The following is a 24079-nucleotide window of genomic DNA, read 5'->3' on the forward strand; positions in this document are numbered from 1 at the left end:
TCACTATACTGACGAGGTGGCAGGGAACGAAACCGGACGCCGGCACTCACGCGACGATGTGGCCGATGCGGCGCTTCGCATCCTCGACGACCTCGGTCTCCCGGATCTGACCATGCGACGGCTGGCTGCGTCGCTCGACGTGCAACCGAGCGCCCTCTACTGGCACTTCCCGAACAAGCAGACGCTGCTCGCCGAACTCGCCGATCGCATCGTGTCCACGCGCCGGGCCGCCCCGTCGCCGGTCGATTCCCCGTGGCAGGATGCGGTGCGCGCCGAGGCGGACGCACTGCGCGATTCGCTCCTGTCGTACCGTGACGGCGCGGAGGTCGTCTCCAGCACGCTGGCCCTCGGGCTGGGATCCCCTGAAACCCTCGATCGGCTCTCCCGGGCCGTCGCGCGCGGGGGCTTCGACCCCGAGACGCAGCGTCGCGCCGCGACTGCGCTGCTGCACTTCGTGCTCGGGCACGTCTCGCACGAGCAGCAGCGCATCCAGTACGACTCGCTGGGCGTGCTGGCGGACGGACCGATGTCGCCGCTCGACGAGGACGACCCGGCGGGCGCCTTCGCGTTCGGCGTCGGACTGCTGGTGGGCGGTCTGGAGCTCAGTCGCTCCCGAAGGTGACCTTCCAGCCGCCGACCACGTGCACCGCCAGGTTGAAGAGGGCGGCGAAGATGGCGCCGAGCGCGGACACCACGATGACCTCGAGCAGGGCGACCACCAGGGTGAAGGTCATGACGTTCGGGAAGGTCAGCCCGGCGACGAGACTCGCGCCCTGCGCCCCGGCGATGTCCTCGAGGAAGCTTGTGGCCGCTCCGACGACGCCGAACTTGTCCATCAGGGACCAGACGAGGAGGCTGATCACCACCGTGATCGCGGCGACGATGATGCTCAGGAGGAACGACATCTTGAGTGCCGACCAGAAGTCGATGTAGACCAGCCGCATCGTCGCGCGCCGTTTCTGCGCCTTGACCCGTGACGACATGCCACTCCTCCCCAGACCGCTGTCGCCGTCGCCGGCGCTCCCCGTCGCGCAAGTCTACGGGACCGCCTGCTCGCTTCCGGCCAACGCAGCGAAGGGGGTGCGTCGACTTCATACCGATCGTCCGGTTCTACGGTAGAATGTACGCACGGCCGGCGCGACCGCAGCGGATTGGGGGCGCTGCGGCCGCGTTGGTGCCGGCCGGAACGCCGTCCGCGCGGGCTCAGCGGATCGCGTCGGGCAGACTCCGCAGCTGACCGAGGCGGTCGGCCGGGACGATGCCGGGCAGCAGCACGCCCCACAGTTCGCGGACGCGCTGGAGCAGATCCGCACGATGCGAGAACGTCTCCGACACCAGCTGCACGCCGGTGTACGAGGCGACGATAACGCTGGCGAGCGTTCCCGGGTCGAGGTCCGCCCTCAGATCGCCTTCCTGAACAGCCCGCCGGAAGAGTGACTCGGCGGTGCGCAACCAGTCGCGGTACGGATCGGTCACCGGCTCCTCGAAGGATGCAACGTCCGTCGTCAGCCGGATGCCCGCCTGAACGACCGCATCCGTCAGCAGCTGGTGGGCGAGCACACCGCTCAGCAGGACCATGGTCTCCAGGCCCGGCCGGCCCTCGTCCAGTACCTTCGCGGCGGCCGCCATCGTGCGGCGGTGCTGCTCGGCGATGACCGCGCGCGCCAGGTCGTCCTTGGACGGGAAATGAAAGTACAGCGCGCCCTTCGTGACGCCGGAGGCCTCGGCGATGTCGGCGATCGAGGCAAGGCCGTACCCGCGGCGACCGAACACCGAGGCCGCACCGGCCACGATCGTGTCGCGCGTGACCTGCGCTCTCACCTGCTTGACCATGATGGGCTCACGTTAACGCACAGTTCCCCTCCGGACGATGAACGATTCCTGCTCGGGGCGTAGCGTGGTCCCTGCCGGACCTGCGAAGCGGCGCGCCCGGCGCATCCACGAGCACCCGATCGCAGGGAGACTGTCATGCCCACCGTCGCCGACACCATCGTCGAAATCCTGGAGGACGCGGGGGTGACGCGGGTCTACGGCATTCCCGGCGACTCCCTCAACGGCTTCACCGACTCCATCCGCCGCAGCGGCGCGATGACGTGGCAGCACGTCCGCCACGAGGAGACGGCCGCTTTCGCGGCGTCGGCGGATGCAGCGCTCACCGGTGAGCTGGCCGTCTGCGCGGGAAGCTGCGGGCCGGGCAACACCCACCTGATCAACGGGCTGTACGACGCCAACCGCAGCCGCGTCCCGGTGCTGGCGATCGCCGCCCAGATCCCGGGCGCCGAGATCGGCAGCGGGTACTTCCAGGAGACGCACCCGCAGGATGTGTTCCGCGAGGCGAGCGTCTACACCGAGCTGGTCAGCCAGGCCGACCAGATGCCGCGCATCCTCGAGATCGCGATGCGGACCGCGGTCGAGCGCCGCGGGGTCGCGGTCGTCGTCATCCCCGGCGAGATCTTCCTCGCCGAGAGCGCGGGCCGGCGCAAGTCCGCCCCGATCACGTTCTCGCCGCGCGTCACCCGGCCCACCGATCCCGAGCTCCGCGCAGCGGCGGACATCCTGAACAGCGCGAAGAAGGTCACCATCCTCTCGGGAGCGGGCGCCGAGGGCGCGCACGCGCAGCTCGTCTCGGTCGCGGCGGCGCTGAAAGCGCCGATCGTCCACGCCATGCGGGGCAAGGAGTTCATCGAATACGACAACCCGTACGACGTCGGGATGACCGGACTGCTCGGCTTCTCTTCGGGCTACCGGGCGATGGAGTCATGCGACGCGCTGCTGATGCTCGGTACCGACTTCCCGTACCAGCAGTTCTTCCCGTCGAAGGCGAAGATCATCCAGGTCGACATCCGCGGCGAGAACCTCGGACGGCGCGTCCCGCTCGACCTCGGGCTGGTCGGGAGCGTGAAGGACACCGCGGAGGCGCTGCTCCCACTGCTGAAGGAGCGCACCGACACCAAACATCTCGATGCGTCCGTCGCCCACTACGCGAAGGCGCGCAAGAGCCTGGACGATCTGGCGGTCAACGACCGTAACCGCACGCCCATCCACCCCCAGTACGTCGCGCGGCTGGTCAGCGAACTCGCCTCCGACGACGCTGTGTTCACGCCGGATGTGGGCTCACCCGTGGTGTGGGCCGCGCGGTACCTGCGCATGAACGGCAAGCGGAGGCTGATCGGCTCCTTCACCCACGGCAGCATGGCCAACGCCCTGCCGCAGGCCATTGGCGCGCAGACGGCGTTCCCTGGCCGGCAGGTGGTGGCGCTCGCCGGAGACGGCGGCCTCGCGATGCTGATGGGCGAGCTGCTGACGTTGCGGCAGAACAAGTTGCCGGTCAAGATCATCGTCTTCAACAACTCCTCGCTCAACTTCGTCGAGGTGGAGATGAAGGCGGCCGGGTTCGTCAACTACGGCACCGGGCTCGAGAACCCCGACTTCGGTGCGGTCGCCCAGGCGATCGGCATCCACGGGCAGCGGGTCGAGAAGCCGGACGAGCTGGAGGGGGCGCTGCGGGCGGCGTTCGCCCACGATGGCCCGGCGCTGGTGGATGTGGTCACCGCGCGGCAGGAGCTCAGCATCCCGCCGGCCATCACGACGAAGCAGGTCGCGGGGTTCACCCTCTACGCCCTCCGCACGATCATGAGCGGTCGCGGCGACGAACTCATCGACCTCGCCGACACCAACGTCTTCCGTCGCCTCTTCGACTGACCCCCCGCAGCCCGCTAGTTGATGCAGACCTGGCTGCTGTAGTTGCTGGCGGGACCGGAGGGGGTCGGGGAGGGGGCCGGGGCGGCGGGCGCAGCGGGGGCGGAGCCGGCGGCGGACGGGGCGGTGGGCATGATGCCGTCGTCGCCGAGGACCACGGTCACCGTGCTCACCGAGTCGGTCTGCTGCACGGCGGCGCCGGGCAGGAAGGCGGCCACGGCCTTGGCCTGCGCCTCCTGTCCGGACTTGTACTGGATCACGGTGGTGGCGCGGGTGTCCGCGTCGCCCGGGGTGCCGGTCTTGAACCCGGCGGCCGCGAGGGTCTGCGTGGCCGTGGTGGCTGCGCCGTTCGCGCTGCCGCCGTTCAGCACCGTGACCGTCGTCTCGGCGGGCGAGGCCGCCTTCGCGTTGTCGTAGGCGGTCGGTGTGCCCATCAGGCTCTGGATGAACGCGGGCATCGCGGCCGTGTCCACTTCGACGATGGACAGGTCGTTCCCGTCGACCGTGATCGTCGGCGTGCCAGAGATGGGGATCGTCGCCGACTGGATCTTGCCCCCGGTCAGCCCTTGCAGCTGCGCTCCGAGCTGGAGGAAGTTGAGGCCCGGGTCGGTCTCGAGCGAGCCGCTCACCGCATCCAGCGCGTTCGACAGCTTGCCCGGATTGAGCAGCGTTCCGGCCGAGAGGAACTTGTGCGCCTCGACCGAGAGGAAGTACTGCTGACGTACCACCCGATCCAGGTCGCCGCGGGGCAGCCCGTGCCGCTGGCGGACGAACGACAGCGCCTGCTGGGCGTTGAGGGTGGAGACCCCGGCGGGGAAGTTCGCGCCCGAATACGGGTCGTCGACCGCATTGTTCAGACAGACCTGCACCGGACCGAGGGCCTGCGCGATGGTGAAGAAGCCGAGCAGCGAGACGCGGACGTAGTGGTCGATGCTGAGCCCGGTCAGGTTCTGGACGGTCTCGATGAGCAGCTTGGCTCCGCTGGTCGGGTCGGTCGCGCCGCCGCCGAGGGAGAAGGCCGAGTTGAGCTTGTTCATGCCGTGACCCGGCACATCCACCCAGGAGTCGCGGGGCAGGGAGATCAGGGTGGCGGACTTCCCGTTCGCCGGGATGTGCAGCACCATCATGGTGTCGGTGTTCGTGCCGCCGCCGTCGCTGGTCGTGCTCAGCTGGTCGAGCTGAGCCTGGGTCGCGTTGTCCGGCCGGTGGTCGTCGCCGACGAGCAGGATGTTCTGGTCGGTGCCGTCGACGTCGTGGCCCGACTTGGAGATCACGTCGACGTGCTTCACACCGCCCACGAAACGGAAGTAGCTGTAGGCGGCGTATCCGCCGACGACCACGAGGATGATGGCCAGAGCGGCCGCCGTCCAGGCGACGATGCGCTTCGCGCGGCGACGCTTGCGCGGTGGGGTTCCGCCGGGAGGCGAACCGGTGCCGTCGTCGCCGTGGCCGCCGCCGCCGTTATCGCCGCGACCGCCCCGGCCGTTTCCGCCGTTTCCGCTGGTGCCGCTACCGTTTCCGCCGCCGCGACGGCCCGCTCCGTCGCCGCCGAGGCCCGGCGCATCCCCGCCCATCCCGAACGGGTCGAACGGTGCAGGGCTCCCACCGGTCGGTACACCGGAGGCAGGACGGGTGGCGCGCACCGGCCGGCGCGGGTCGACCGACGGCGCGCGGCCGAAGACCTCGGTCGCAGGTGGCTGCTGGTCGCTGCCATCGGCTCCGGGTCCGGAGGCGGGGAAATTCGGGCGTCGCACACCGAAACGCTAGGGGGCCGCGCCTTGGAACCGCCTGGTTTCCGCCGGTGTTCCCGACGAATGGCCAGCCAATCCGCCTCCGGTTCCCAGCGAAATGGGGGCAGAGGTCGCGTCGGGTCTTAGAGAACCTTCAGTCGTCGCACTCGTCGGGCGGAACGCAGTCCTCCGTGGTGATGGCCGCGTTCATGCTGTGTGCGATGCCCAGCAGGTGCTCCTGCTGCTCCTGCGTCAGCGCATCGAAGAGGATGCGACGGATCGTCGCGGAGTGCTTCGGCAACGCGCGAACGACCACGCGGCGGCCCTCTCCGGTGAGGTGGATCCAGCTGGCCCGGCGGTCCTCGGCGCACTCCTGGCGCTCGACGAAGCCGCGCGCGACCATCCGGGTGACCTGGTGCGAGACCCTGCTCTTCTCCCAGCCCGTCGCATCCACGAGGTCGCGTACCCGCAGGCGTCTCCCGGGCGATCGGGTCAGGGCCATCAGCACTTCGAGTTCGGAGATCGAGATGCCGTCGTCGTGCTGCAACTGGGCGTCGAGCGTGCGGTCGAAGCCCCGGCGCATCAGATGGAAGGCCTGGAACAGTTCCAGCTCGTCGTCCGTCAGCTTCCGCGGATCGGGACGGGTGCGCACGGTGGCCATACGCCATCCTGACACGGCCCGGTGGACTCGCGCCCACCCGCTCCGCCGAAGTGAGAGTCGTGGCGGTTATCGCGGCGATTTTCCGACCACTGCTCGCATCTCGCGGGAGCGCGACCTGCTCCAGGCGCGATCGGACGTCAGTGGACGAGCGCCTCGAGGAAGACGACCAGCACACCGAGCGCGACGATGAGCAGGAGCGCGGCGAGCTGCCGCCAGCCCGAGAGCCCGGTGCGGGCGACGGCGATGCGGGCGATCACGGCAAGGGATGCGATGAGCGCGACGATGGCGATCGTCATCCCGGTGCGATCCGCGATGACGTCGAACACGGCGAGACCGACGGCGATCAGGGGAACGACGAGAACGCCGAGGGCTCGGGATGAGACCGCGAGCATGTGCCGGAACTCCTTGGCGCTCGGGAGGGTGCTGTGCACGATCATGTGCGAGACGAGGTCGGAGGCGAGCCCGGCGAGCAGCACGCCGACGACCGAGATGACCAGTGTCCAGAGCACGGTGGGGGAGTCCAGCTCGCCGTGGCTGTTCATGGCCATGAGGATCGCGAGCGCGGTGAAGGTCACATAGATGCGCTCGCGCAGGCGGTCGCCCGCTTGCCGTCGCTCGTCCTCGGTCGCATCGGCGGGCAGATGGATGTCGTCACTGCGGTCGGTGCGCTCGTCGGACATGCGGCGAGCCTAGCGGGAATGCTCGCGCGCCCGGGTTCGTTGTGAAAGGATGACACGTCATCAAAAGGAAGGTTGACATGACGAAGATCGCCATCATCATCGGAAGTACGCGACCCGGACGCAACGGCGAGGCCGTCGCCCGGTGGGTGTACGAGAACGCCACGAAGCGCGCTGGCGTGGAGTACGAGCTGGTCGACCTCAAGGACTGGGACCTCCCGCACCTCGACGAGGCCATGCCGGCCGCGATGGGACAGTACGCGGGCGAGCACACCAAGTCCTGGGCGGCGAAGATCGCCGAGTTCGACGGCTACGTGTTCGTGACTCCCGAGTACAACCACAGCACCTCCGGCGCCCTCAAGAACGCGATCGACTACGTCGGCGCCGAGTGGTACAACAAGGCGGCCGGATTCGTGAGCTACGGCGTCTTCGGCGGAGCCCGCGCCGTCGAGCACCTGCGGCTCGTGCTCTCGCAGCTCCAGGTCGCGACCGTCAGTGCCCACGTGGGCCTCAGCCTCGCGCACGACTTCGAGAACTGGCAGCTGAAGCCCACCGACCAGCAGACCGCCGCTCTCACCCCGCTGTTCGACCAGCTCGAGTCGTGGTCCACCGCGCTCGAGTCGGTGCGGAACGCGGCCGACGCCGACGAGGACGAGGCCGCGGCCTAGTCCCCACGTCCGGCGCTGCCCGGTCTGCCTACGTCTGGCAGACCGGGCAGAAGTATGTCACCCGCTCCTCGAGCTCGGTTCGCCCGAGCGAGCCCGAGCGGATCGGCGTGCCGCAGCGTCGGCAGGGCTGGCCGCGTCTGCCGTAGACCCAGGTGTTGCGGCCGCGACGGGTGTCGCCGGTGGTGACCCGCAGGGGGCGGTCGCGGTTCGCCGTGATCAGGCGGTGGCCGAGGTCGACGGCGGCCGCAAGGTCCGTCTCTCCTGCGGGACGGGTGGGAAGCATCCCGCGCAGGAAGCACAGCTCGTTCGCGTAGACGTTGCCCAGGCCGGCGAGGTTGCGCTGGTCCAGCAGCGCGACCGCCACCGGAACCTCAGGATGGGCGGACAGTCTCCGCAGCGCCTCGCCCGCGTCCCAGTCGGGGCCGAGCAGGTCGGGCCCCAGATGACCGACCACGTCATCCTCCCGATCGCGGGGGAGGACCTCCAGCACCCCCAGCTGGAAGCCGACCGCCTGCGCCTCGGCCGTTCGAAGCACGGCGCGCGCCTGGTAACCGGGATGCCGCCAGCGCCCATCTGGCGGGTACACCTCCCACGTCCCCTCCATCTTGAGGTGGCTGTGGATGGTGTGGTCACCCACGTGCATCAGCAAGTGCTTGCCGCGGCTGACGACCTCGTCCATCCGTTGCCCGGAGAGATCCACGGTCGCGTACGCGGGCACGCGGAAGTCGGTCTCGGTCAAAATGCGGCCGGAGAGCGCCCGATCGAGCCGGTGTGCGGCCTGATAGACGGTGTCGCCTTCAGGCACGCCGCCGTCCTTTCCTCAGCCGGTTGCTCTGCTGGACGGCCGGGCTCATCCGCGCAGCCGCAATCCGCGCGGAGTCGCGAGGAAGCCCGCCTCCGAGAGGGCATCACCCACGGGTGAACCGAGCACGAACCCGCCGTTGACCGTCTCGATGGCGAGTTTGTCGACACGGCGCGACGTCACCAGGCCGGCCAGTGCGCGAGCGGCCGCCCGGAGCACTAGCGGGGGCTCGCCGCCGGCACCCTGAGGGTCGGGAGTCGCACCGCCGTCTGCCGACGGCTCGGCGCCCGCGACGAACGAGAGCAGGCTCTTTCCGCCGCGCTCGACGTACAGGGCGAGCTCTCCGTCGACCAGCACCACCAGTGCGCCCGCCTTGCGGCCGGGACGGTGCCCGGTTCCGCTCTCGCCGGGGACGGCAGGCCAGGGAAGGGCGGCGCCGTACGCGTTCGCGGGGTCGGTCGCCGCCAGCGCGACCGCCTCGTAGGGGCGCTGCTGAGTGTGATCGCGTGCGAACGAGCGCAGGCGGTCGACCGTGGCTCCGCTGGCGAACTGCGCCGCCCCGAGGGTTTCGATGAAGTAGCCGCGGCGGGCGCGGCCGGTGTCCTCGAATCCACTCAGCACCTTGTACGCGAGTGCGAATCCACCCGGTGTGCCCTCGTTCATCACGGAGCCGCGGGTCACCACGCCGTAACGGTCGAGCAGGGTTTCGGCCTGCCCGTGCGCGCGAACGGTCGAGTCGAGGTCGCGCTGCGGCAGAAGGGACCAGCGCCCGGCGGCCGTCGGCGGCCCCAAGCGTGTCACCGTGGCGGAACGAGTGGGGACGCGCCCGCGGTACATGCGGGCTCGCGTGGGCTGGCGCGGACGCTTGTGCGCCCCGGATCCACCCGCCGTCATCGTCCGGAGAGGGGCGAGCGTGTCGTTCGTGATGCGCCCGGCCCAGACGAGATCCCACAGCGCGGTGACCAGCTCGGGGTCGTCGATCGCCGATCCGCGCTCGGTCCCCAGAGTGTCGGAGAGCTGGCGGAAGAAGTATCCGCCGCCGCGCCCGAGGGCTTCGAGGATGCCGCGCTGCAGCTCGTCGGGTTCGTGGTCGGATGCCGGCGCGAGGGTGAGCGGAGCGGAGTCGGCGAGGTGCAGGCTGATCCAGCCGTCGTCGCCGGGCAGGCTGCCGTCGCCGGCCCAGATGACCTCGCCTGTGGCGGTGAGTTCGTCGAGCATGGCCGGGCTGTAGTCGGCGACCCGGGCGGGCAGCACCAGCGACTCCCACGCCGATGCCGGGATGCGGGCGCCGGCCAGCTGCTCGATCACGGAGGCGACCGCATCCACCCCACGCAGCGTGGAGCCGACATGCTGCCACTCGGGCAGGAAGCGCCCGAACGTCGTGGTGTCGACCGGTTCCACCTCGTGCCGGAGGGCGGCGAGCGACATGCGGCGCAGCCGGCGGAGCACCTCGGCGTCGCTCCACTCGCTTCCGTGGGCATGCGGACGGAACTCGCCCTCGACGACGCGACCGTCGCGGGCGAGCCGCCGCAGCGCGTCGTGCACGATGGCGGTGCCGAGTCCCAGCCGCGACGCGATGTCGGCCGTCTCGAACGGACCGTGGGTGCGGGCGAACCGGCTGACCAGGTCGCCGAGGGGGTCGTCGACGGGTTCGATGAACGCGAGGGGGACACCGATCGGAAGGGGCACCCCGAGCGCGTCACGGAGACGGCTCGCATCCTCGATCGCTGCGAACCGCTCGGTGCCCGCGATCGTGACCGACAGTGCGCGGTGGGTCTCGACGAGGGTGGCGAGGTGCGCAGCGGCTGTCGAGCGGTCGGCGTGCGGGGCGGTGCCTTCGGTGTCGGAAGCGGCCTCGGATGCCTCGGGCTGCCGGTCGGCCGAGGCGATCGCGCCGGTCCCGGCACCGCCGGTCCCGGCACCACCGGACCCGTCGCCCTCCAACCGCTCGGACACCTCGTCCACCGACAGCGGTCCGAGCAGGCGGAGGAGGTCGGCCACGCCCTCCACGCCACGCACCCGGCGCTCGGGCGCGAGGCGCTGCAGCTGCAGCTCGACGCGCTCGATGACCTGCGGATCGAGTAGTTCGCGCAGCTCCGCCCGCCCCAGTAGCTCGGCGAGGAGTCCCGCGTCGAGCGAGAGGGCGGCCGCCCGCCGTTCGGCGAGCGGACTGTCGCCCTCGTACATGAACGCAGCGACATATCCGAACAGCAGGGACCGCGCGAACGGCGACGCCGTGTCCGTCGCGGCCTCGACGATGCGGATGCTGCGCTGCTCGATCTGCTTGGCCACATCGGTCAGTGCGCCGAGATCGTAGACGTCTTGCAGCACCTCCCGGATCGTCTCGAGGATGATCGGGAAACTCGGGTACTTGCGCGCCACATCCAGCAGCTGTGCGGCCTTCTGACGCTGCTGCCAGAGCGGTGAGCGCTTGCCGGGGTTGTACTTCGGCAGCAGCAGCGCCCGCGCGGCCGACTCACGGAACCGGGAGGCGAACAGTGCGGAGCCCCCGACCTCCGAGGTCACGATGTCGTCGAGCTCCTGCGGTTCGAAGACGAACAGCTCGCCGCCGGGCGGTTGCGCCTCGGTGTCCGGGATGCGCACCACGATGCCGTCGTCGGCCGCCATCGCCCCCGCGTCGATGCCGTACCGCTCACGCACGCGCGCCTGCACGGCCAGCGCCCACGGCGAGTGCACCGGCATGCCGAACGGGGAATGCAGCACGACGCGCCAGTCGCCCAGCTCGTCCCGAAAGCGCTCGACCACCAGGGTGCGGTCGGTCGGCACGTGCCCGGTCGCCTCCTTCTGCTCGCGCAGGAAGGCCAGCAGGTTGTTCGTCGCCCAGGCGTCGAGCCCCGCCTCAACGCAGCGCAACTCGGCATCGGCGGGCGAGGCGCTGCTCAGCTCGCGGATGAAGGCTCCGACCGCACGCCCCAGCTCCGCCGGGCGGCCGAGGCCGTCGCCCTTCCAGAACGGCAGGCGTCCCGGCTCGCCGAAAGCGGGGGTGACCATCACGCGGTCGTGCGTGATCTCCTGGATCCGCCAGCTCGTCGAGCCGAGGGCGAACACATCGCCCACGCGCGACTCGTAGACCATCTCTTCGTCGAGCTCGCCGACCCGGCTGGCCTTCTCGCCCACCATGTAGACGCCGAACATGCCGCGATCGGGGATGGTGCCGCCGCTCGTGACGGCGAGTCGCTGGGCCCCGGGACGCCCGGTGATGGCGCCGGTGTCGCGGTCCCACACGATCCGGGGACGCAGCTCGGCGAACTCGTCCGACGGGTATCGGCCCGCGAGGAGGTCGAGGGTCGCGTCGTAGGCGCTCCGCGGAAGGGTCGAGAACGGTGCGCTTCGCCGGACCGTATCGAACCAGTCGTCGGCGTCGATCGGTTCGAGCGCCGCCGCTGCGACCGTCTGCTGAGCGAGGATGTCGAGCGGATTGGCGGGGACCTTGAGCGACTCGATGAGGCCGGCCGCCATCCGCTCCGTCGCGACCGTCGAGTGGATGAGATCGGCCCGGTGCTTGGGGAACACCACTCCGCGCGAGATCTCGCCGACCTGGTGCCCGGCGCGGCCGACGCGCTGCAGGCCGCTGGCCACCGACGGCGGCGCCTCCACCTGGATGACCAGGTCGACCGCGCCCATGTCGATGCCGAGTTCGAGGCTCGACGTGGCCACGACGCAGCGCAGGCGACCGGATTTCAGGTCGTCTTCGATCAGCGCCCGCTGCTCCTTGCTGACGGAACCGTGGTGGGCGCGCGCGAGCACGAGAGTGTCTTCGTCGGCGACGGCCTGCGACCCGCGCGTCTGGCCGGAGCCGCCCATCAACTCCGCCGGGGCGCGCCGAGCGCCTGCGTCGTCGACTGCGCCGCCGAGGACGCGCTCCTCGTAGATCTCGTTGAGCCGCGCAGTGAGGCGCTCGGCCAGCCGCCGAGAGTTGGAGAACACGATGGTCGAGCGGTTCTCGAGCACGCGATCGACGATGGCCTCTTCGACGTGGGGCCAGATCGAACCGGCCTGCGGCGGAGAACCGTCGCCCGAGTTCTCACTGGCGTACGTCGAAGTGCCGAGCTCGCTCATGTCCTCGACCGGGACGACCACGCGCAGATCGAAGCGCTTGCCCGCGGGCGGGGCCACCACCTCCACAGGGCCTCGACCCCCGAGGAAGCGCGCCACCTCCTCCGGCGGCCGCACCGTCGCGGAGAGCCCGATGCGCTGCGCCGGCTTCGCGAGAAGACTGTCGAGTCGTTCGAGCGAGAGCGCGAGATGGGCTCCGCGCTTCGTCGACGCTACAGCGTGCACCTCGTCGACGATGACCGTCTCCACCGACGTCAAGGTCTCCCGCGCCTGCGAGGTCAGCATCAGGAACAGCGACTCGGGCGTGGTGATCAGGATGTCCGGCGGATTGCTGAGGAGCGCCCGCCGGTCCGACGCCGGAGTGTCGCCCGAGCGGACCCCGACGCTCACGTGCGGCGGTTCCGCCCCGAGGCGCTTCGCCGTCTGGGTCACGCCGACGAGCGGCGCCCGCAGGTTGCGCTCAACGTCGACACCGAGCGCCTTCAGCGGGGAGATGTAGAGGACGCGGGTGCCGGGCTTGGCATCGGCCGGCCTCGGTTCGCTTGCGAGCCGGTCGATCGCCCACAGGAAGGAGGCGAGCGTCTTGCCCGAACCGGTCGGCGCGATGACGAGAGCGTGCTTGCCGTGCGAGATCGCTTCCCAGGCGCCCTCCTGCGCCGGGGTGGGCGCGGCGAAGGCCCCGCGGAACCACTCACGGGTCGCAGGGGAGAATCGATCGAGCACATCGCCCATCCCTCCATCCTGCACCCCGCCACCGACACTGCGAGGGGCGCGGGCTGGACCGGGGGAGAACCCTCAGCGACGGACCCTCAGCGACGGAGGTGGCTGCGGATGAACGAGGAGATGTCGCCCAGTTCCAGCGGCGAGATCGCGTGACCCATGCCCTCGTAGATGCGGGCGTCGAGCCGCGAGTGCTCCGGGAGCCAGTCCTCGGTGCGCTGCAGCGACGAGGCAGGGATCGTGTCGTCGAGCGTGCCGCGCCCCCAGAACACGGGAACGCGTGCTTGGGCGAGCTCCGCATCCCTCGGCTGCTCGCCCTTCACGACGAAACCGGAGAGCTGCACGGCGAAGTCGAAGCGTTCGGGAGCGAGTCGGAGGAGCTGCAGCGCCATCGCGCCGCCCTGGGAGAAACCGAGCAGGCCCGTGGGCACCTGTGGTTGGTCGTCCAGCCAGTCGAGCACGGCGCGGGCCGCAGCATCGGCGTTGCCGGCGAGGGGATCGCCGGGAACGTTCGTGAACCGCGAGAACCAGGCGAAACCGGAACCCTCGGGGATGGGCGCCCGCAGGGAGGCGATCACCGGCTCCAGCGGCAGGTACGCGGAGATCCCGAACAGGTCGGCCTCGTCCGAGGCGTAGCCGTGCAACAGGATCAGCAGGGGCCGGTCCGCCCGATCCCGCTCGGACGCAGACCAGAGGACGGCGTCGCGGTCGATGCGCAGGTCGCGGGTGGGAAAGGGCACCCCTTCATTCTGTTCCCCAGGTCGAATCGTCCACAGCCCCCGTCGGAGTGCCGCCCATCCACAGATCCGTCTGTACCCCGTATGCCGTCCCTGCACCCTTCCGTAGGATTCATGCATGAGCGTTCGCACCCCGGATCCGGATCCCACCCCCGACCCGCGCCCCGGCAACGGCCCGCAGCCGGGGCCCGCCTGGCTGTCCGACCTCGAGCTGGAGCAGATCCGCCGACGGTTGCCGCTGCTGTACGTCGAGGCGGTGCCGGTGCGCGTCGACGGGCTCGGCCAGGTGATCGAGGTCGGCATCCTGTTGCGGGCGAATGCGGTGGGCGAGATGACCCGCACGCTCGTGTCGGGCCGAGTCATGTACGGCGAGACCCTGCGCGAGGCGCTCTTCCGGCACCTCGAGAAGGATCTCGGCCCGATGGCCTTCCCGCAGCTGCCGGCGAGCCCGGTGCCGTTCCAGGTCGCTGAGTACTTCCCCATGCCGGGCGTGACGCAGTACGTCGACGAGCGCCAGCACGCGGTGTCGCTCGCCTACGTCGTGCCGGTCACCGGCACCTGCGAGCCACGGCAGGATGCGCTGGAGCTCACCTGGATGACGCCGGAGGAGGCCACCTCCCTCACCGTCACGGAGGAGCTCGAAGGCGGCCGAGGTGCGCTCGTCAAGGCGGCGATGGCGTCGTTGGGCCGTATCTCCTGAGTAGCGCCGGGGTATTCGTTCGGCCAACTCTTGCTTTCGTTGGCTAATGGTATTAGCTTTATGGCTATGAACACTTCCGTCGAGTCGCAGGTCCGCTACCTGCAGCGTCCTGAGGGACGCGTCAGCTACACCGTCGAAGGCCACGGACCGCTCGTGGTCGCGGTCCCCGGCATGGGGGACCTCCGCTCCAGCTTTCGTGAGCTCGTCGCGCCGCTCGTCGCCGCAGGCTTCCGGGTCGCGGTCACCGACCTCCGCGCCCACGGCGACTCGGACACGACGTTCCGCGAGTTCGGTGACATCGCCACCGCGCGCGACCTGATCGCGCTCGTCGAAGAACTCGGCGGTCCGGCGATCATCCTCGGCAACTCGATGGGCGCAGCCGCTGCTGCGTGGGCTGCGGCCGAACGACCGGAGCTGGTCGCGGGACTGGTCTTCTACGGGCCGCTCCTCCGTGACCCGGCGATGGGCCGCGCGTCCACCGCGCTGCTGCACCTGCTCTACCGCGCGATGTTCGTGCGGCCGTGGGGCGCATCCGTCTGGGCAGGCTACTACCGGAGCACGCTCAACCGCGGCCGAACCGCACCGTGGCTCGGCGAGCACGTCGCCGCCATCCGGTCGATGTTGTCGGAGCCCGGGCGTCTGGCGTCCTTCCGCGCGCTCACCCTGCACCTCACCCACGCGGTCGTCGAACCGCGGCTGCCGCAGGTCCGTGCCGACATGCTCGCATTCGTCGGCGAGCTCGACCCCGACTACCGGGACCTCGCGGCCGAAGTCGAGTGGATGCAGTCCCAGGGCGTCGAGGTCGTGCGCGTCCCGGAGTCCGGGCATTATCCGCACGCGCAGCGCCCGGATGTCACGGTGCCGGCCACGCTCGCCTTCCTTGACGCGCGGCGCGCGGACGACGGCACGGCCTGGGCAGCGCGTGCCTAGGGCCGGGCTGACGCGTCCGGCCGTCGCCGCGGTCGCGGTCGACCTCGTCGACGACGGAGGCACCTCCGGGTTCGACAAGCTGACGCTCGCGGCGGTCGCCGGGCGAGCCGGCGTCGCCGTGCCCAGCCTCTACAAGCACGTCGCGTCGCTGGACGACCTGCGCCGGCTCGTGGCCATCGAGTCGGTGACCGAGCTCACGCGCGTGCTCGCCGCCGCCACCATCGGCCGGGCCGGACCCGATGCGATCCGCGCGGCGGCCGACGCGGTCCGCGACTTCGCGCGCCGCCATCCTGGCCGGTATGCCGCGACGCAGGTCGCACCCGATGGCTCCGACGCCGCGGACGCCGAGCTGACGGCACGGGCCGCCGAGACGCTGACCGTGCTGTCCGGCGTCCTGCGCGGCTTCGGCCTGCCCGACGACGAGCTGGTGGATGCGATCCGGATGCTGCGCAGCGCCATCCACGGGTTCGTGACGCTGGAGTTGGGTGGCGGCTTCGGCCTGCCGGACGACCTCGACCGCAGCTACGCGGTGCTCATCGACGGCGTGATCGCGGGCGTGGAGCGGCTGGCGCGCTGAAGCACCCCCGCGTCCCCGCCCTTAAGGCGGCGTAACGCGTCGCGATTCGTCACGAATCGTCGCTACGGCGCCGCCTAAGCGGCGATTCGTCACGAATCGTCGGCCGGTGACGATTTGCGCCAAATCGCGGTTCTGAGGCCCGCAATACCGCGATTTGGCGCAAATCTCAGCGGGACGGCCTCCACAGAGTCAAAGTCCTCCGTAAACGACGAAAGCTGCACGGCGGGATCGCTCCCGGCGTGCAGCTTTCGTGTGATCGAGGGGGTCAGCCCTGCGCGCGGCGGCTTCCCTGGCCGCGGCGGACCGAGCCGTTGTCGCGGCCCGCGGCGGGCTGGCCGCCGCGGTGCTGGCCCGCGCCGCGCGAAGCGGAGCCGGGCTGAGCGGTGGCCGGACGCTGGCTGTGACGACGCGAGCCGCCGCCGGTCGGGGCACCAGCGGAGGCCGTGGCGCCGGAAGCGCCGCGACCGGAGCCGCCCTGGCCACCGCGACCGGAGCCGCCCTGGCCGCCGCGGCCGGAGCCGCCCTGGCCGCGACCGCCCTGCATCGTGCCGGCAGCACCCGTGCCACCCGCACGGCGGGCGCGCTTCCGCTGAGCATTGGCGCCCTGCGACGAGCCGCCACCGGTCGTCTGCACGGCGACCGGAGCCGGCGCGACGCGAGCGGCGACCGGGCCCACGAGGGTGGTCACGGCCGGCGACGTCGCGGTCACGCGCTGCGGTGCGGCCGAGATCGCGGCCTTGCGCAGCAGGGTTCGGACGTCTTCAGCCTGCGAGGAGAGCATCACGGTGACGACGTCGCCTGCGCTGCCGGCGCGGGCGGTGCGTCCCGAGCGGTGCAGGTACGCCTTGTGCTCCGCCGGCGGGTCGACGTGCACGACCAGCTCGACATTGTCGACGTGGACGCCGCGCGCGGCGACGTCGGTGGCGACGAGCACCTTCACGCTGCCCTCGCCGAACGCAGCCAGGTTGCGGTCGCGGGCGGCCTGCGCCAGGTTGCCGTGCAGGTCCACGGCCGGGATTCCGGATGCGGTGAGCTGCTTGGCCAGCTTCTTGGCCTGGTGCTTGGTGCGGGTGAAGAGGATGCGACGTCCCGTACCGGACGCGAGCGCCTCGACCAGGTCCTTCTTGTCGTCCGCGCCATCCACCTGGAGCACGTGGTGGGTCATCGCCGCGACCGGGCTGTTCGCCTCGTCGACGGAGTGCAGCACGGGGGAGTGCAGGAACCGCTTGACCAGCTTGTCCACGCCGTTGTCGAGCGTGGCCGAGAACAGCAGGCGCTGACCGTCGGTCGGGGTGGCGGAGAGGATGCGGGTGACGACGGGCAGGAAGCCCAGGTCGGCCATGTGGTCGGCCTCGTCGAGCACGGTGATCTCGACGGCGTCGAGGTTGACGAAGCCCTGCTTCATCAGGTCTTCGAGGCGGCCGGGGCAGGCGACGAGGATGTCGACGCCGGCCTTCAGCTCGGCGACCTGCTTGTTCTGCGAGACACCGCCGAAGACGGTGGAGACGCGCATCGAGTACGCATCGGCGAGCGGGCGGAATACCGCGGCGATCTGCGTCGCCAGTTCACGGGTGGGTGCCAGGACGAGCGCCAGGGGGCGTCCCGGGCGGCGGCGTCCGCCGGCGAGCACGGTACCGAGGCGGGCGACGACGGGCAGCGCGAACGCGATGGTCTTGCCCGAGCCGGTCTTGCCGCGGCCGAGCACGTCCTTGCCGGCGAGGGCGTCGGGGAGGGTGTCCTTCTGGATCGGGAACGCCTCCTCCTTGCCGTCGGCCGCGAGTACGGCGACGAGCGGAGCGGGTACGCCGAGCTGGGCGAAAGTGGAAGTCAAAGTGATGGTGCCTTTCCGGCAGGTAATCCGGCGGGCATCGTGCCGCGGCGGATCTGGTGGCGAGCGCACCGAGCGGCGCGATCGTTCGCCGTATGAAGAGAAGCGTGCGGGGCTGTGCCCGGCGCAACGCGAAGCGTTCTACGACGCAGCGGGCATTCTTCGTCCCGCAGGGTTCCCACTCTAGGGCATGACGCCGTGCGACTGCTGGGAGCGCACACCCACCTGGAGGTCGTAGACTTTCGGCCCGGAAACGAAGGGTGGCCATGGGCGTGCTGGAATCGGAGCTCGAACGGGAACGCGCCGTGGTCTCGGAGCTGTATCAGCGGCTGGATCAGCTGCGCGCCGAGACGGAGGATCGCCTCGCCCGCGTGCGCCGCGACAGCGTCGGAAGCAACCACCAGGCCCGCAGCGAGCGGGATGCGTTCGCGCGGCTCTATGAGGACCAGCTGACGCAGTTGCGCGACGTGGATTCGCGTCTCGTCTTCGGCAGGCTGCTGCTGGAGGAGCCGGTCGACGGCTCCGATCACCGCTACATCGGCCGCGTCGGCCTCCGGGACGACGACCAGCGTTCGCTGCTGGTCGACTGGCGCGCCAAGCAGGCGGGCGCCTTCTACCAGGCGACCGCGAGCGAGCGGATGGGAGTCCGCGCGCGCCGGCATCTCACGATGTCCGGCCGCCAGGTGACGCGGATCGACGACGAGGTCTTCGACGAGGCACTGCTCGACGGCGACGCCGGGGGCGAGGCGGTTCAGGGCGAGGGTGCGCTGCTCGCGGCCCTGACCGCTCAGCGCACCGGGCGCATGCACGACATCGTCGCGACCATCCAGGCCGAGCAGGACCGCATCATCCGCTCTGACCTTCGCGGTGCCCTGGTCGTGCAGGGCGGTCCGGGGACGGGCAAGACGGCGGTCGCGCTGCACCGTGCCGCCTACCTGCTCTACGCGAACCGCCAGCGCCTCAGCACGTCGGGAGTTCTCGTCGTCGGTCCCTCCACCGCGTTCCTGCGCTACATCGAGGCGGTCCTGCCGTCGCTGGGCGAGACGGGCGTCGTCATGTCCACCCTCGGCGAGCTGTTCCCGGGCGTGGAGGCCACAGCGGAGGATGCGCCGGAGGCCGCGATCCTGAAGGGCTCCGCGCAGATGGCACGCCTGCTGTCCCGCGCCGTGCGCTCCCGCCAGAAGGCGCCGGCCGAGGCGCAGACGATCGTCGTGCAGAACGAGCGTCTCCTGGTCGAGCCGGAACTCATCCAGCGCGCCATCGCCAAAGCGCAGCGCACGGGCAAGCCGCACAACGTCGCGCGCGTGACGTTCGTGAAGAGCGCGCTGTCGGAGCTGACCAATCAGCTCGCTGCGCAGCTGCGGGCTGCCGGGTCCACCATCGACGACGCCGACCTGAAGGTGCTGCGCGAAGACCTCCGGACCTCCTACGACGTGCGCGTGCTGCTGAACACCGCGTGGCTTCCGCTCACGCCGCAGAAGTTGCTGCAGGACCTGTTCGCGCGTCCGGCCTGGCTGGCCGAGCTGGCGCCGCGCTGGACCGAGCAGCAGCGGGCGGCCCTCCTGAGAGAGCGCTCAGAGCCGTTCACCGTCTCCGACGTGCCCCTAATGGACGAGGCGGCGGAGCTGCTGGGCGACTTCCCGGGACGCGCGGACCCGGCGGACCGGGACCGCGATCGCCAGCGCAAGCGCGACCTCGAGAACGCGCGTGCGGCCATCCGGAACATGGGCGTGGAGGGACTGGTCAGCGCCGAACAGCTGGCTGACGGGTTCGCCGAGCAGGTCGACCGCGGCACCACAGCCGAGCGCGCGGCCTCCGATCGCAGCTGGACGTACGGGCACGTCGTCGTGGACGAGGCTCAGGAGCTGTCGCCGATGCAGTGGCGCGTGCTGGTGCGCCGGTGCCCGATGAAGTCGTTCACGATCGTCGGCGATATCGCCCAGGTCGCGTCTGCGGCCGGCGCGACGAGCTGGCAGGATGCCCTCACCCCGGTGTTCAAGGACGCGTGGCGGCTCGAAGAGCTGACCGTCAACTACCGGACGCCCGCGCAGATCACACGCGAGGCCGAGCGGATCGCCGCCGCATCGGGTCTTCCGATCACGCCGACCCGTGCGGTGCGCGAGGGCGAGTGGCCCATCCGCCGAGTGCATGCGCGCGCGAGCGATCCGGCTGCGCTGGGCTCGCCGTCCGCGCTGGGCTCGGCCGTCGCCGACGCCGTCGCGCACGACCGGGGGATCGACGACACCGGGACACTCGCCGTGATCACGACTGCGGCCGACCTCGGCGCCGTCGCCGCTGCCGTGGGCGAGCGGTTCGGGGATGCGGCGGGCCGCGGCGCGGCCGGTCTCTCCCGCCCGATCGCCGTGCTGACCGGCTACGAGGCGAAGGGTCTCGAGTTCGACGCCGTCGTGCTCGCCGACCCGGATGCGCTCGCCGCCGAGTCGCCGCGCGGGGCTGCATCCCTCTACGTCGCGATGACCCGCCCCACGCAGCGTCTGACCCTCGTCACCCGCTGACCGCGACGCCGCCTGGCCCGTTCCCCGCACGATTTGCGCCAAATCGCGGTTCTCGCACACTGATAACTGCGATTTGGCGCAAATCGTGGAGAGGGTGGCAGGGCAGCGCGCGCGGGTCAAGCTCCGGGGTAGCGCTCGCCGACGGGGATCTCGACGGCGAGCGTGTTGCCCGCCTGCGCGAGCGGGCACGCCCACGCCGGGTCGTACGCGCACGATGGGTTGTAGGCGAAGTTGAAGTCGAGCACCAGAGACGCCTCGGCGTCGTCCGCGTCCAGCCCGAGGTCGGCGCCCTTGATCGTGTCGATCAGGTAGCGCCCGCCGCCGTAGGTCCCGCCCGCGCGCCCGGCGAGCGCATCCTTCACGGGCACGAAGAGGCCGCCGCCGTACGACGAGAGCCGCCAGACATCGAGGGTCCCGGCGAGCGGGATGCGGACGGTGCCGAGCAGCTCGAACGGCACCACGCCGTCCGTGCCGGTCTCCACCTCCATCCGCGTCGCCTCCTCGGCCGGACGGATCGGCAGCTCGAACCGCCAGTCCGGGTCGTACGGGACGACGGGCAGCCCGGTGAACCGCTCGCGGTCCTCGGGCAGCAGCGGCGACGCGGGATGCGACGAGAACAGGTCGTTCCGGCACGAGGTCCAGTACGCGTGCGCCTCGGCCGGGTCGTGCGCAGCGAGCCGCCGCACGGAGGCGTACAGCGCGAACACGCGCCGCCGCCAGTCGGCGGTCTGCACGGCCGTGACGGCGCGCGGGGCCGGGGTGGGTGCAGGCGCGGCGACGGTGTCCCCGCCGGCGACGGCATTCGTCCCGGCCGGCGGCTGCTCGGTGCTGGTCATCTCTCCGCTGCTCCCGTCGTCTCTGCGGTGGCCGTCTCCTCGTCGGGCTCCCGCACTTCCGGATCGTAGGCCCAGGTGGGTGCGAGGCGGCGCAGGCGCACGCCGCGCCACTGCCAGAACGCCCAGAAGGCGTACCAGGCGAATGGGGTGAGCGCCCCAGCGCGCACGATCAGCTGGTCCCGGTACAGCGTCCGTAGCCGTCCGTTCTCGTCCGGACCGGCGGGGTCGGGCGCGATGGCCATCCGGTGGTCGAGCCGGGGGACCGCGGAGAGCACTCCGCCCGTCCCTCCGCCGCTGTCGCGCAGGATCCGGGTGCTCTGTTCGCGCGGGTCGGTGGACCGCAGCGTGTCGAGGCGGATGGCCTGCGTCCCGACCGTGAATGCGCCGAGCGCTTTCACCCGTACCCGGTGCTCCTTCCCCCAGATCGTCGGGAACCCGGCGGGGTCGTCGGAGCGGAAGTCGAGCCACGGCATCGCCACCTCGCGGAAGGCGGTTGGGCTCTGCAGGGCACGCCAGGCCGCGTCGGGGTCGCAGTCCAGCGTCAGCTTGAGGAGCACGCGCATGCTCCCAGTCTCACCCCTCGACGAGTGGATGCGGTGGTCGCGTTGCGTGACTCAGAGGCATTCCCCGGCTCGGGCGAGCAGGAGCTCCCGTTCCCGCGCGTTCCCGGTCATCGCCGCCGCCCGCTCGAACTCCTGGCGCGCCTCCGACGTGCGGCCGAGGCGCAGCAGCAGATCGGCGCGCACCGAGGGGAGCAGATGGTACGAGGAGAGCGCTCCGTCTATCGCGAGCCGGTCGACGACCTCGAGCCCTGCCTCCGGTCCGTAGGCCATGGAGAGCGCCACCGCGCGGTTGAGCTCGATCACCGCGGAGGGCCGCAGCTCGGCGAGCGCGCCGTACAGGGCGACGATCTCCTCCCAGTCCGTGGCCTCCGGGGCGACCGCGGTGGCGTGGCACGAAGCGATGGCGGCCTGCAGCGCATAGGGGCCGCGACTCGCAGGCGGACTCTTGCTGAGCCGGAGCGCGTCCGAGCGATTCAGCGCCGCCACCCCGCGACCGATCAGGATGCGGTCCCAGCGCGCCCTGTCCTGGTCCTGCAGCAGGATGGGCGTCCCGTCACCCGCGGTCCGGGCGCCGATCCGGGACGCCTGGAACTCCATCAGCGCCACCAGCCCGTGCACCTCCGGTTCGCGCGGCGTCAGCTCGGCGAGCACGCGGCCGAGCCGGAGGGCCTCCCTGCACAGGTCGGGACGCATCCAGTCGTCGCCCGCGGTCGCCGAGTAGCCCTCGTTGAAGATCAGGTAGACCACCTCGAGCACGGATGTCAGCCGGTCGGCGAACTCGGCGCGCTCGGGCACCTCGAACGGCACCCCGGCCGCGCTGAGTGTGCGTTTCGCGCGGACGATGCGCTGGGCCATGGTGGCGGGAGGGACCAGGAAGGCGCGCGCGATCTCCTCGGTCGACAGCCCGCCGAGCAGCTTGAGCGTGAGTGCGACGCGCGCGGCCTGCGGCAGCACCGGGTGGCAGGCGACGAACACCAGGCGCAGCAGGTCGTCCCCGATCGGCTCCTGGGCGGCCCTCGCAGGGTCGTCCGCGCCCAGCTCCTGCTCCAGATCGTGTGCGATGGCGGCGTAGCGGTCGTCGAGGCGCTCGCGCCGCCGCCAGCCGTCCACGGCACGACGCTTCGCGACGGTCGTCAGCCACGCGCCCGGGTTGCGCGGGATGCCCGCGTCGGGCCACTGCTCGAGGGCGGCGACGAGCGCATCCTGGGCGAGTTCCTCGGCGAGCCCGACGTCGCCGGTGGAGCGGGCGAGTCCCGCGATGAGGCGGCCGGATTCGATGCGCCACACCGACTCGACGGCGCGCCGGGTCTCGGCGGTCTTATCCTCTCGGCGGTCTTCCGTCATCGGTCCTCGTCGCTCGTCACGCGCCGCACCTCCACGGTTCCCGAGGTGAGCGGGAGCCTCCGCGCCCATTCCAGCGCCTCGTCCTCGCACGCGGCCTCCAGCATCCAGAACCGGCTCAGCGCTCCCGTCGCCGGGCGGCTCAGGATGCGCTCCTCGCCGACGAAGCGGACGCACGCGCCCTCAGCGGCCGGCGCCAGCGCTTCCGCGGCGAGCAGTACGCCCGCGCGGACCAGTTCGGCGCCGTACCCCTCGAGTGCCGGGCGCGTCTCCCGCCCGGCCTCCTCGTCGAGCGCCATCAGCACGAATCGCATGCTCCCATCCTCTCGTCACCCGACCGCTCCGGCACCCACTTCGGCACGGACTCCTCACCGACACGTCGAACGCCGCGCGCCTGTTTCGACACCGATGACGGTGGTCTGCGCTACAACGGGAGCATGGCGATCCGTTACTGGCTGGGCGTGGTTCAGCTCGACCACGTCCTGCGCGGGGTCGCGGGAGGCTTCGCGCAGGTCAATCACGGCGCTCGCGCTCCGCTCGAACGGATGGGCAGCGCAGACGGGTTCGTGTACTACTCGCCGCGTGCGTCGTACCCCGATGGAGAGCCCCTCAAGCAATTCACCGCGGTCGGCCGGGTGGCAGATGACGACGTGTTCCAGGTGACCCAGGGTCCGATGATGACCGGCCCGGCCGGAGACTTCACGCCGTGGCGGCGGCGCGTCGAGTTCGACCACGACGCGGTGCCGACGCCCATCCGCCCGCTGCTCGGAGCGCTCGACTTCACCCGGGACCGTCCGGACTGGGGATACCAGCTGCGTCGCGGGCTGATCGAGCTGTCGCGCCACGACTTCGAGCTGATCCGCCGGCAGATGCGGCCGACGCCGGGGGAGGCGCGGCAGGGCCGGGCCGGCGCACGAACTACGATGGCCCGGTGACTCTGCCGCAGGCAGGTCGCGACGCTGTGACCGTGCTGCGAGGCTCCCGGCAGAGCGGTGCACCCGGGGTGGAATGATCGCA

General features: G+C 71.0%; 21 protein-coding genes. 8 read left to right on the forward strand and 13 right to left on the reverse strand.

What is annotated here, in order from left to right:
• Positions 1-16 precede the first annotated feature (16 nt).
• The gene (locus P3F85_RS02165) at positions 17-622 is read left to right on the forward strand and encodes a TetR/AcrR family transcriptional regulator C-terminal domain-containing protein (protein WP_382323201.1); all 606 of its coding nucleotides are present in this window, start codon (positions 17-19) and stop codon (positions 620-622) included.
• On the opposite strand, the gene P3F85_RS02170 is transcribed toward P3F85_RS02165, so the two are convergent.
• Together P3F85_RS02170 and P3F85_RS02175 are read right to left on the reverse strand one after the other, a co-directional pair.
• Positions 603-983, reverse strand: a complete 381-nt coding sequence (locus P3F85_RS02170; RefSeq protein ID WP_374009625.1) for a DUF3566 domain-containing protein — start codon at positions 981-983, stop codon at positions 603-605. The two genes, P3F85_RS02165 and P3F85_RS02170, sit on opposite strands and share 20 nt — an antisense overlap.
• Positions 984-1203: 220 nt before the next feature.
• Positions 1204-1833, reverse strand: a complete 630-nt coding sequence (locus tag P3F85_RS02175; protein ID WP_374009626.1) for a ScbR family autoregulator-binding transcription factor — start codon at positions 1831-1833, stop codon at positions 1204-1206.
• A gap of 135 nt (positions 1834-1968) precedes the next feature.
• Here P3F85_RS02175 and poxB point away from each other — a divergent pair, with 135 nt between their 5' ends.
• On the forward strand, positions 1969-3702 hold the full coding sequence (gene poxB, locus P3F85_RS02180; RefSeq protein ID WP_374009627.1) for a ubiquinone-dependent pyruvate dehydrogenase: 1734 nt from the start codon (positions 1969-1971) through the stop codon (positions 3700-3702).
• Positions 3703-3716: 14 nt separating this feature from the next.
• On the opposite strand, the gene P3F85_RS02185 is transcribed toward poxB, so the two are convergent.
• From P3F85_RS02185 to P3F85_RS02195, 3 genes are all read right to left on the reverse strand, one after another.
• Complete coding sequence (locus P3F85_RS02185; RefSeq protein WP_374009628.1) at positions 3717-5453, reverse strand: LCP family protein; 1737 nt, start codon at positions 5451-5453, stop codon at positions 3717-3719.
• Between the two features lie 130 nt (positions 5454-5583).
• The gene (locus P3F85_RS02190) at positions 5584-6090 is read right to left on the reverse strand and encodes a MarR family winged helix-turn-helix transcriptional regulator (protein ID WP_374009629.1); all 507 of its coding nucleotides are present in this window, start codon (positions 6088-6090) and stop codon (positions 5584-5586) included.
• A gap of 137 nt (positions 6091-6227) precedes the next feature.
• Positions 6228-6770 (reverse strand): hypothetical protein, encoded by a 543-nt coding sequence (locus P3F85_RS02195; protein WP_374009630.1) that lies wholly within the window; start codon positions 6768-6770, stop codon positions 6228-6230.
• Between the two features lie 77 nt (positions 6771-6847).
• Between P3F85_RS02195 and P3F85_RS02200 the strand changes: the two genes are divergently transcribed.
• On the forward strand, positions 6848-7435 hold the full coding sequence (locus tag P3F85_RS02200) for an NADPH-dependent FMN reductase (protein WP_374009631.1): 588 nt from the start codon (positions 6848-6850) through the stop codon (positions 7433-7435).
• A gap of 28 nt (positions 7436-7463) precedes the next feature.
• Here the strand turns inward: P3F85_RS02200 and P3F85_RS02205 are convergent, their stop codons facing one another.
• The 3 genes from P3F85_RS02205 to P3F85_RS02215 form a co-directional block, all read right to left on the reverse strand.
• A complete protein-coding gene (locus P3F85_RS02205; protein ID WP_374009632.1) occupies positions 7464-8240 on the reverse strand; it encodes a DNA-formamidopyrimidine glycosylase family protein in 777 nt (258 codons plus the stop codon).
• A 45-nt stretch (positions 8241-8285) separates the two neighbouring features.
• Complete coding sequence (locus tag P3F85_RS02210; RefSeq protein ID WP_374009633.1) at positions 8286-13046, reverse strand: DEAD/DEAH box helicase; 4761 nt, start codon at positions 13044-13046, stop codon at positions 8286-8288.
• 77 nt (positions 13047-13123) lie between these two features.
• Positions 13124-13774: an alpha/beta hydrolase gene (locus P3F85_RS02215; RefSeq protein ID WP_374009634.1), complete on the reverse strand. Its 651-nt coding sequence runs from the start codon at positions 13772-13774 to the stop codon at positions 13124-13126.
• 115 nt (positions 13775-13889) lie between these two features.
• On the opposite strand from P3F85_RS02215, the gene P3F85_RS02220 reads away from it, so the two are divergent.
• From P3F85_RS02220 to P3F85_RS02230, 3 genes are all read left to right on the forward strand, one after another.
• Complete coding sequence (locus P3F85_RS02220; RefSeq protein ID WP_374009635.1) at positions 13890-14471, forward strand: NUDIX hydrolase family protein; 582 nt, start codon at positions 13890-13892, stop codon at positions 14469-14471.
• A gap of 66 nt (positions 14472-14537) precedes the next feature.
• The gene (locus P3F85_RS02225) at positions 14538-15401 is read left to right on the forward strand and encodes an alpha/beta fold hydrolase (protein WP_374009636.1); all 864 of its coding nucleotides are present in this window, start codon (positions 14538-14540) and stop codon (positions 15399-15401) included.
• The gene (locus P3F85_RS02230) at positions 15394-15978 is read left to right on the forward strand and encodes a TetR-like C-terminal domain-containing protein (RefSeq protein ID WP_374009637.1); all 585 of its coding nucleotides are present in this window, start codon (positions 15394-15396) and stop codon (positions 15976-15978) included. The genes P3F85_RS02225 and P3F85_RS02230 overlap by 8 nt, the downstream gene beginning before the upstream one ends.
• Before the next feature lie 265 nt (positions 15979-16243).
• On the opposite strand, the gene P3F85_RS02235 is transcribed toward P3F85_RS02230, so the two are convergent.
• Complete coding sequence (locus tag P3F85_RS02235; protein WP_374009638.1) at positions 16244-17809, reverse strand: DEAD/DEAH box helicase; 1566 nt, start codon at positions 17807-17809, stop codon at positions 16244-16246.
• 263 nt (positions 17810-18072) lie between these two features.
• Between P3F85_RS02235 and P3F85_RS02240 the strand changes: the two genes are divergently transcribed.
• Positions 18073-20322 (forward strand): UvrD-helicase domain-containing protein, encoded by a 2250-nt coding sequence (locus P3F85_RS02240; RefSeq protein ID WP_374009639.1) that lies wholly within the window; start codon positions 18073-18075, stop codon positions 20320-20322.
• 116 nt (positions 20323-20438) lie between these two features.
• On the opposite strand, the gene P3F85_RS02245 is transcribed toward P3F85_RS02240, so the two are convergent.
• From P3F85_RS02245 to P3F85_RS02260, 4 genes are read right to left on the reverse strand one after another with little or no spacing between them, the layout of a single operon-like run.
• A complete protein-coding gene (locus P3F85_RS02245; RefSeq protein WP_374009640.1) occupies positions 20439-21158 on the reverse strand; it encodes a DUF1684 domain-containing protein in 720 nt (239 codons plus the stop codon).
• Entirely contained in the window at positions 21155-21721 is a 567-nt protein-coding gene (locus tag P3F85_RS02250; RefSeq protein ID WP_374009641.1) for a hypothetical protein, read from the reverse strand. The genes P3F85_RS02245 and P3F85_RS02250 overlap by 4 nt, the downstream gene beginning before the upstream one ends.
• A 51-nt stretch (positions 21722-21772) precedes the next feature.
• Positions 21773-23065 carry an RNA polymerase sigma factor gene (locus tag P3F85_RS02255; protein WP_374009642.1) on the reverse strand — a complete coding sequence of 431 codons (1293 nt, stop codon included), beginning with the start codon at positions 23063-23065 and terminating at the stop codon, positions 21773-21775.
• A complete protein-coding gene (locus P3F85_RS02260; protein WP_374009643.1) occupies positions 23062-23376 on the reverse strand; it encodes a YciI family protein in 315 nt (104 codons plus the stop codon). The genes P3F85_RS02255 and P3F85_RS02260 overlap by 4 nt, the downstream gene beginning before the upstream one ends.
• Positions 23377-23499: 123 nt before the next feature.
• Between P3F85_RS02260 and P3F85_RS02265 the strand changes: the two genes are divergently transcribed.
• Positions 23500-23997, forward strand: coding sequence for an EVE domain-containing protein (locus P3F85_RS02265; RefSeq protein WP_374009644.1), 498 nt, complete (start codon positions 23500-23502; stop codon positions 23995-23997).
• Positions 23998-24079: the final 82 nt, after the last annotated feature.

The organism is Leifsonia sp. T36S-04 (genome assembly GCF_042465655.1).
GTDB lineage: Bacteria > Actinomycetota > Actinomycetes > Actinomycetales > Microbacteriaceae > Leifsonia.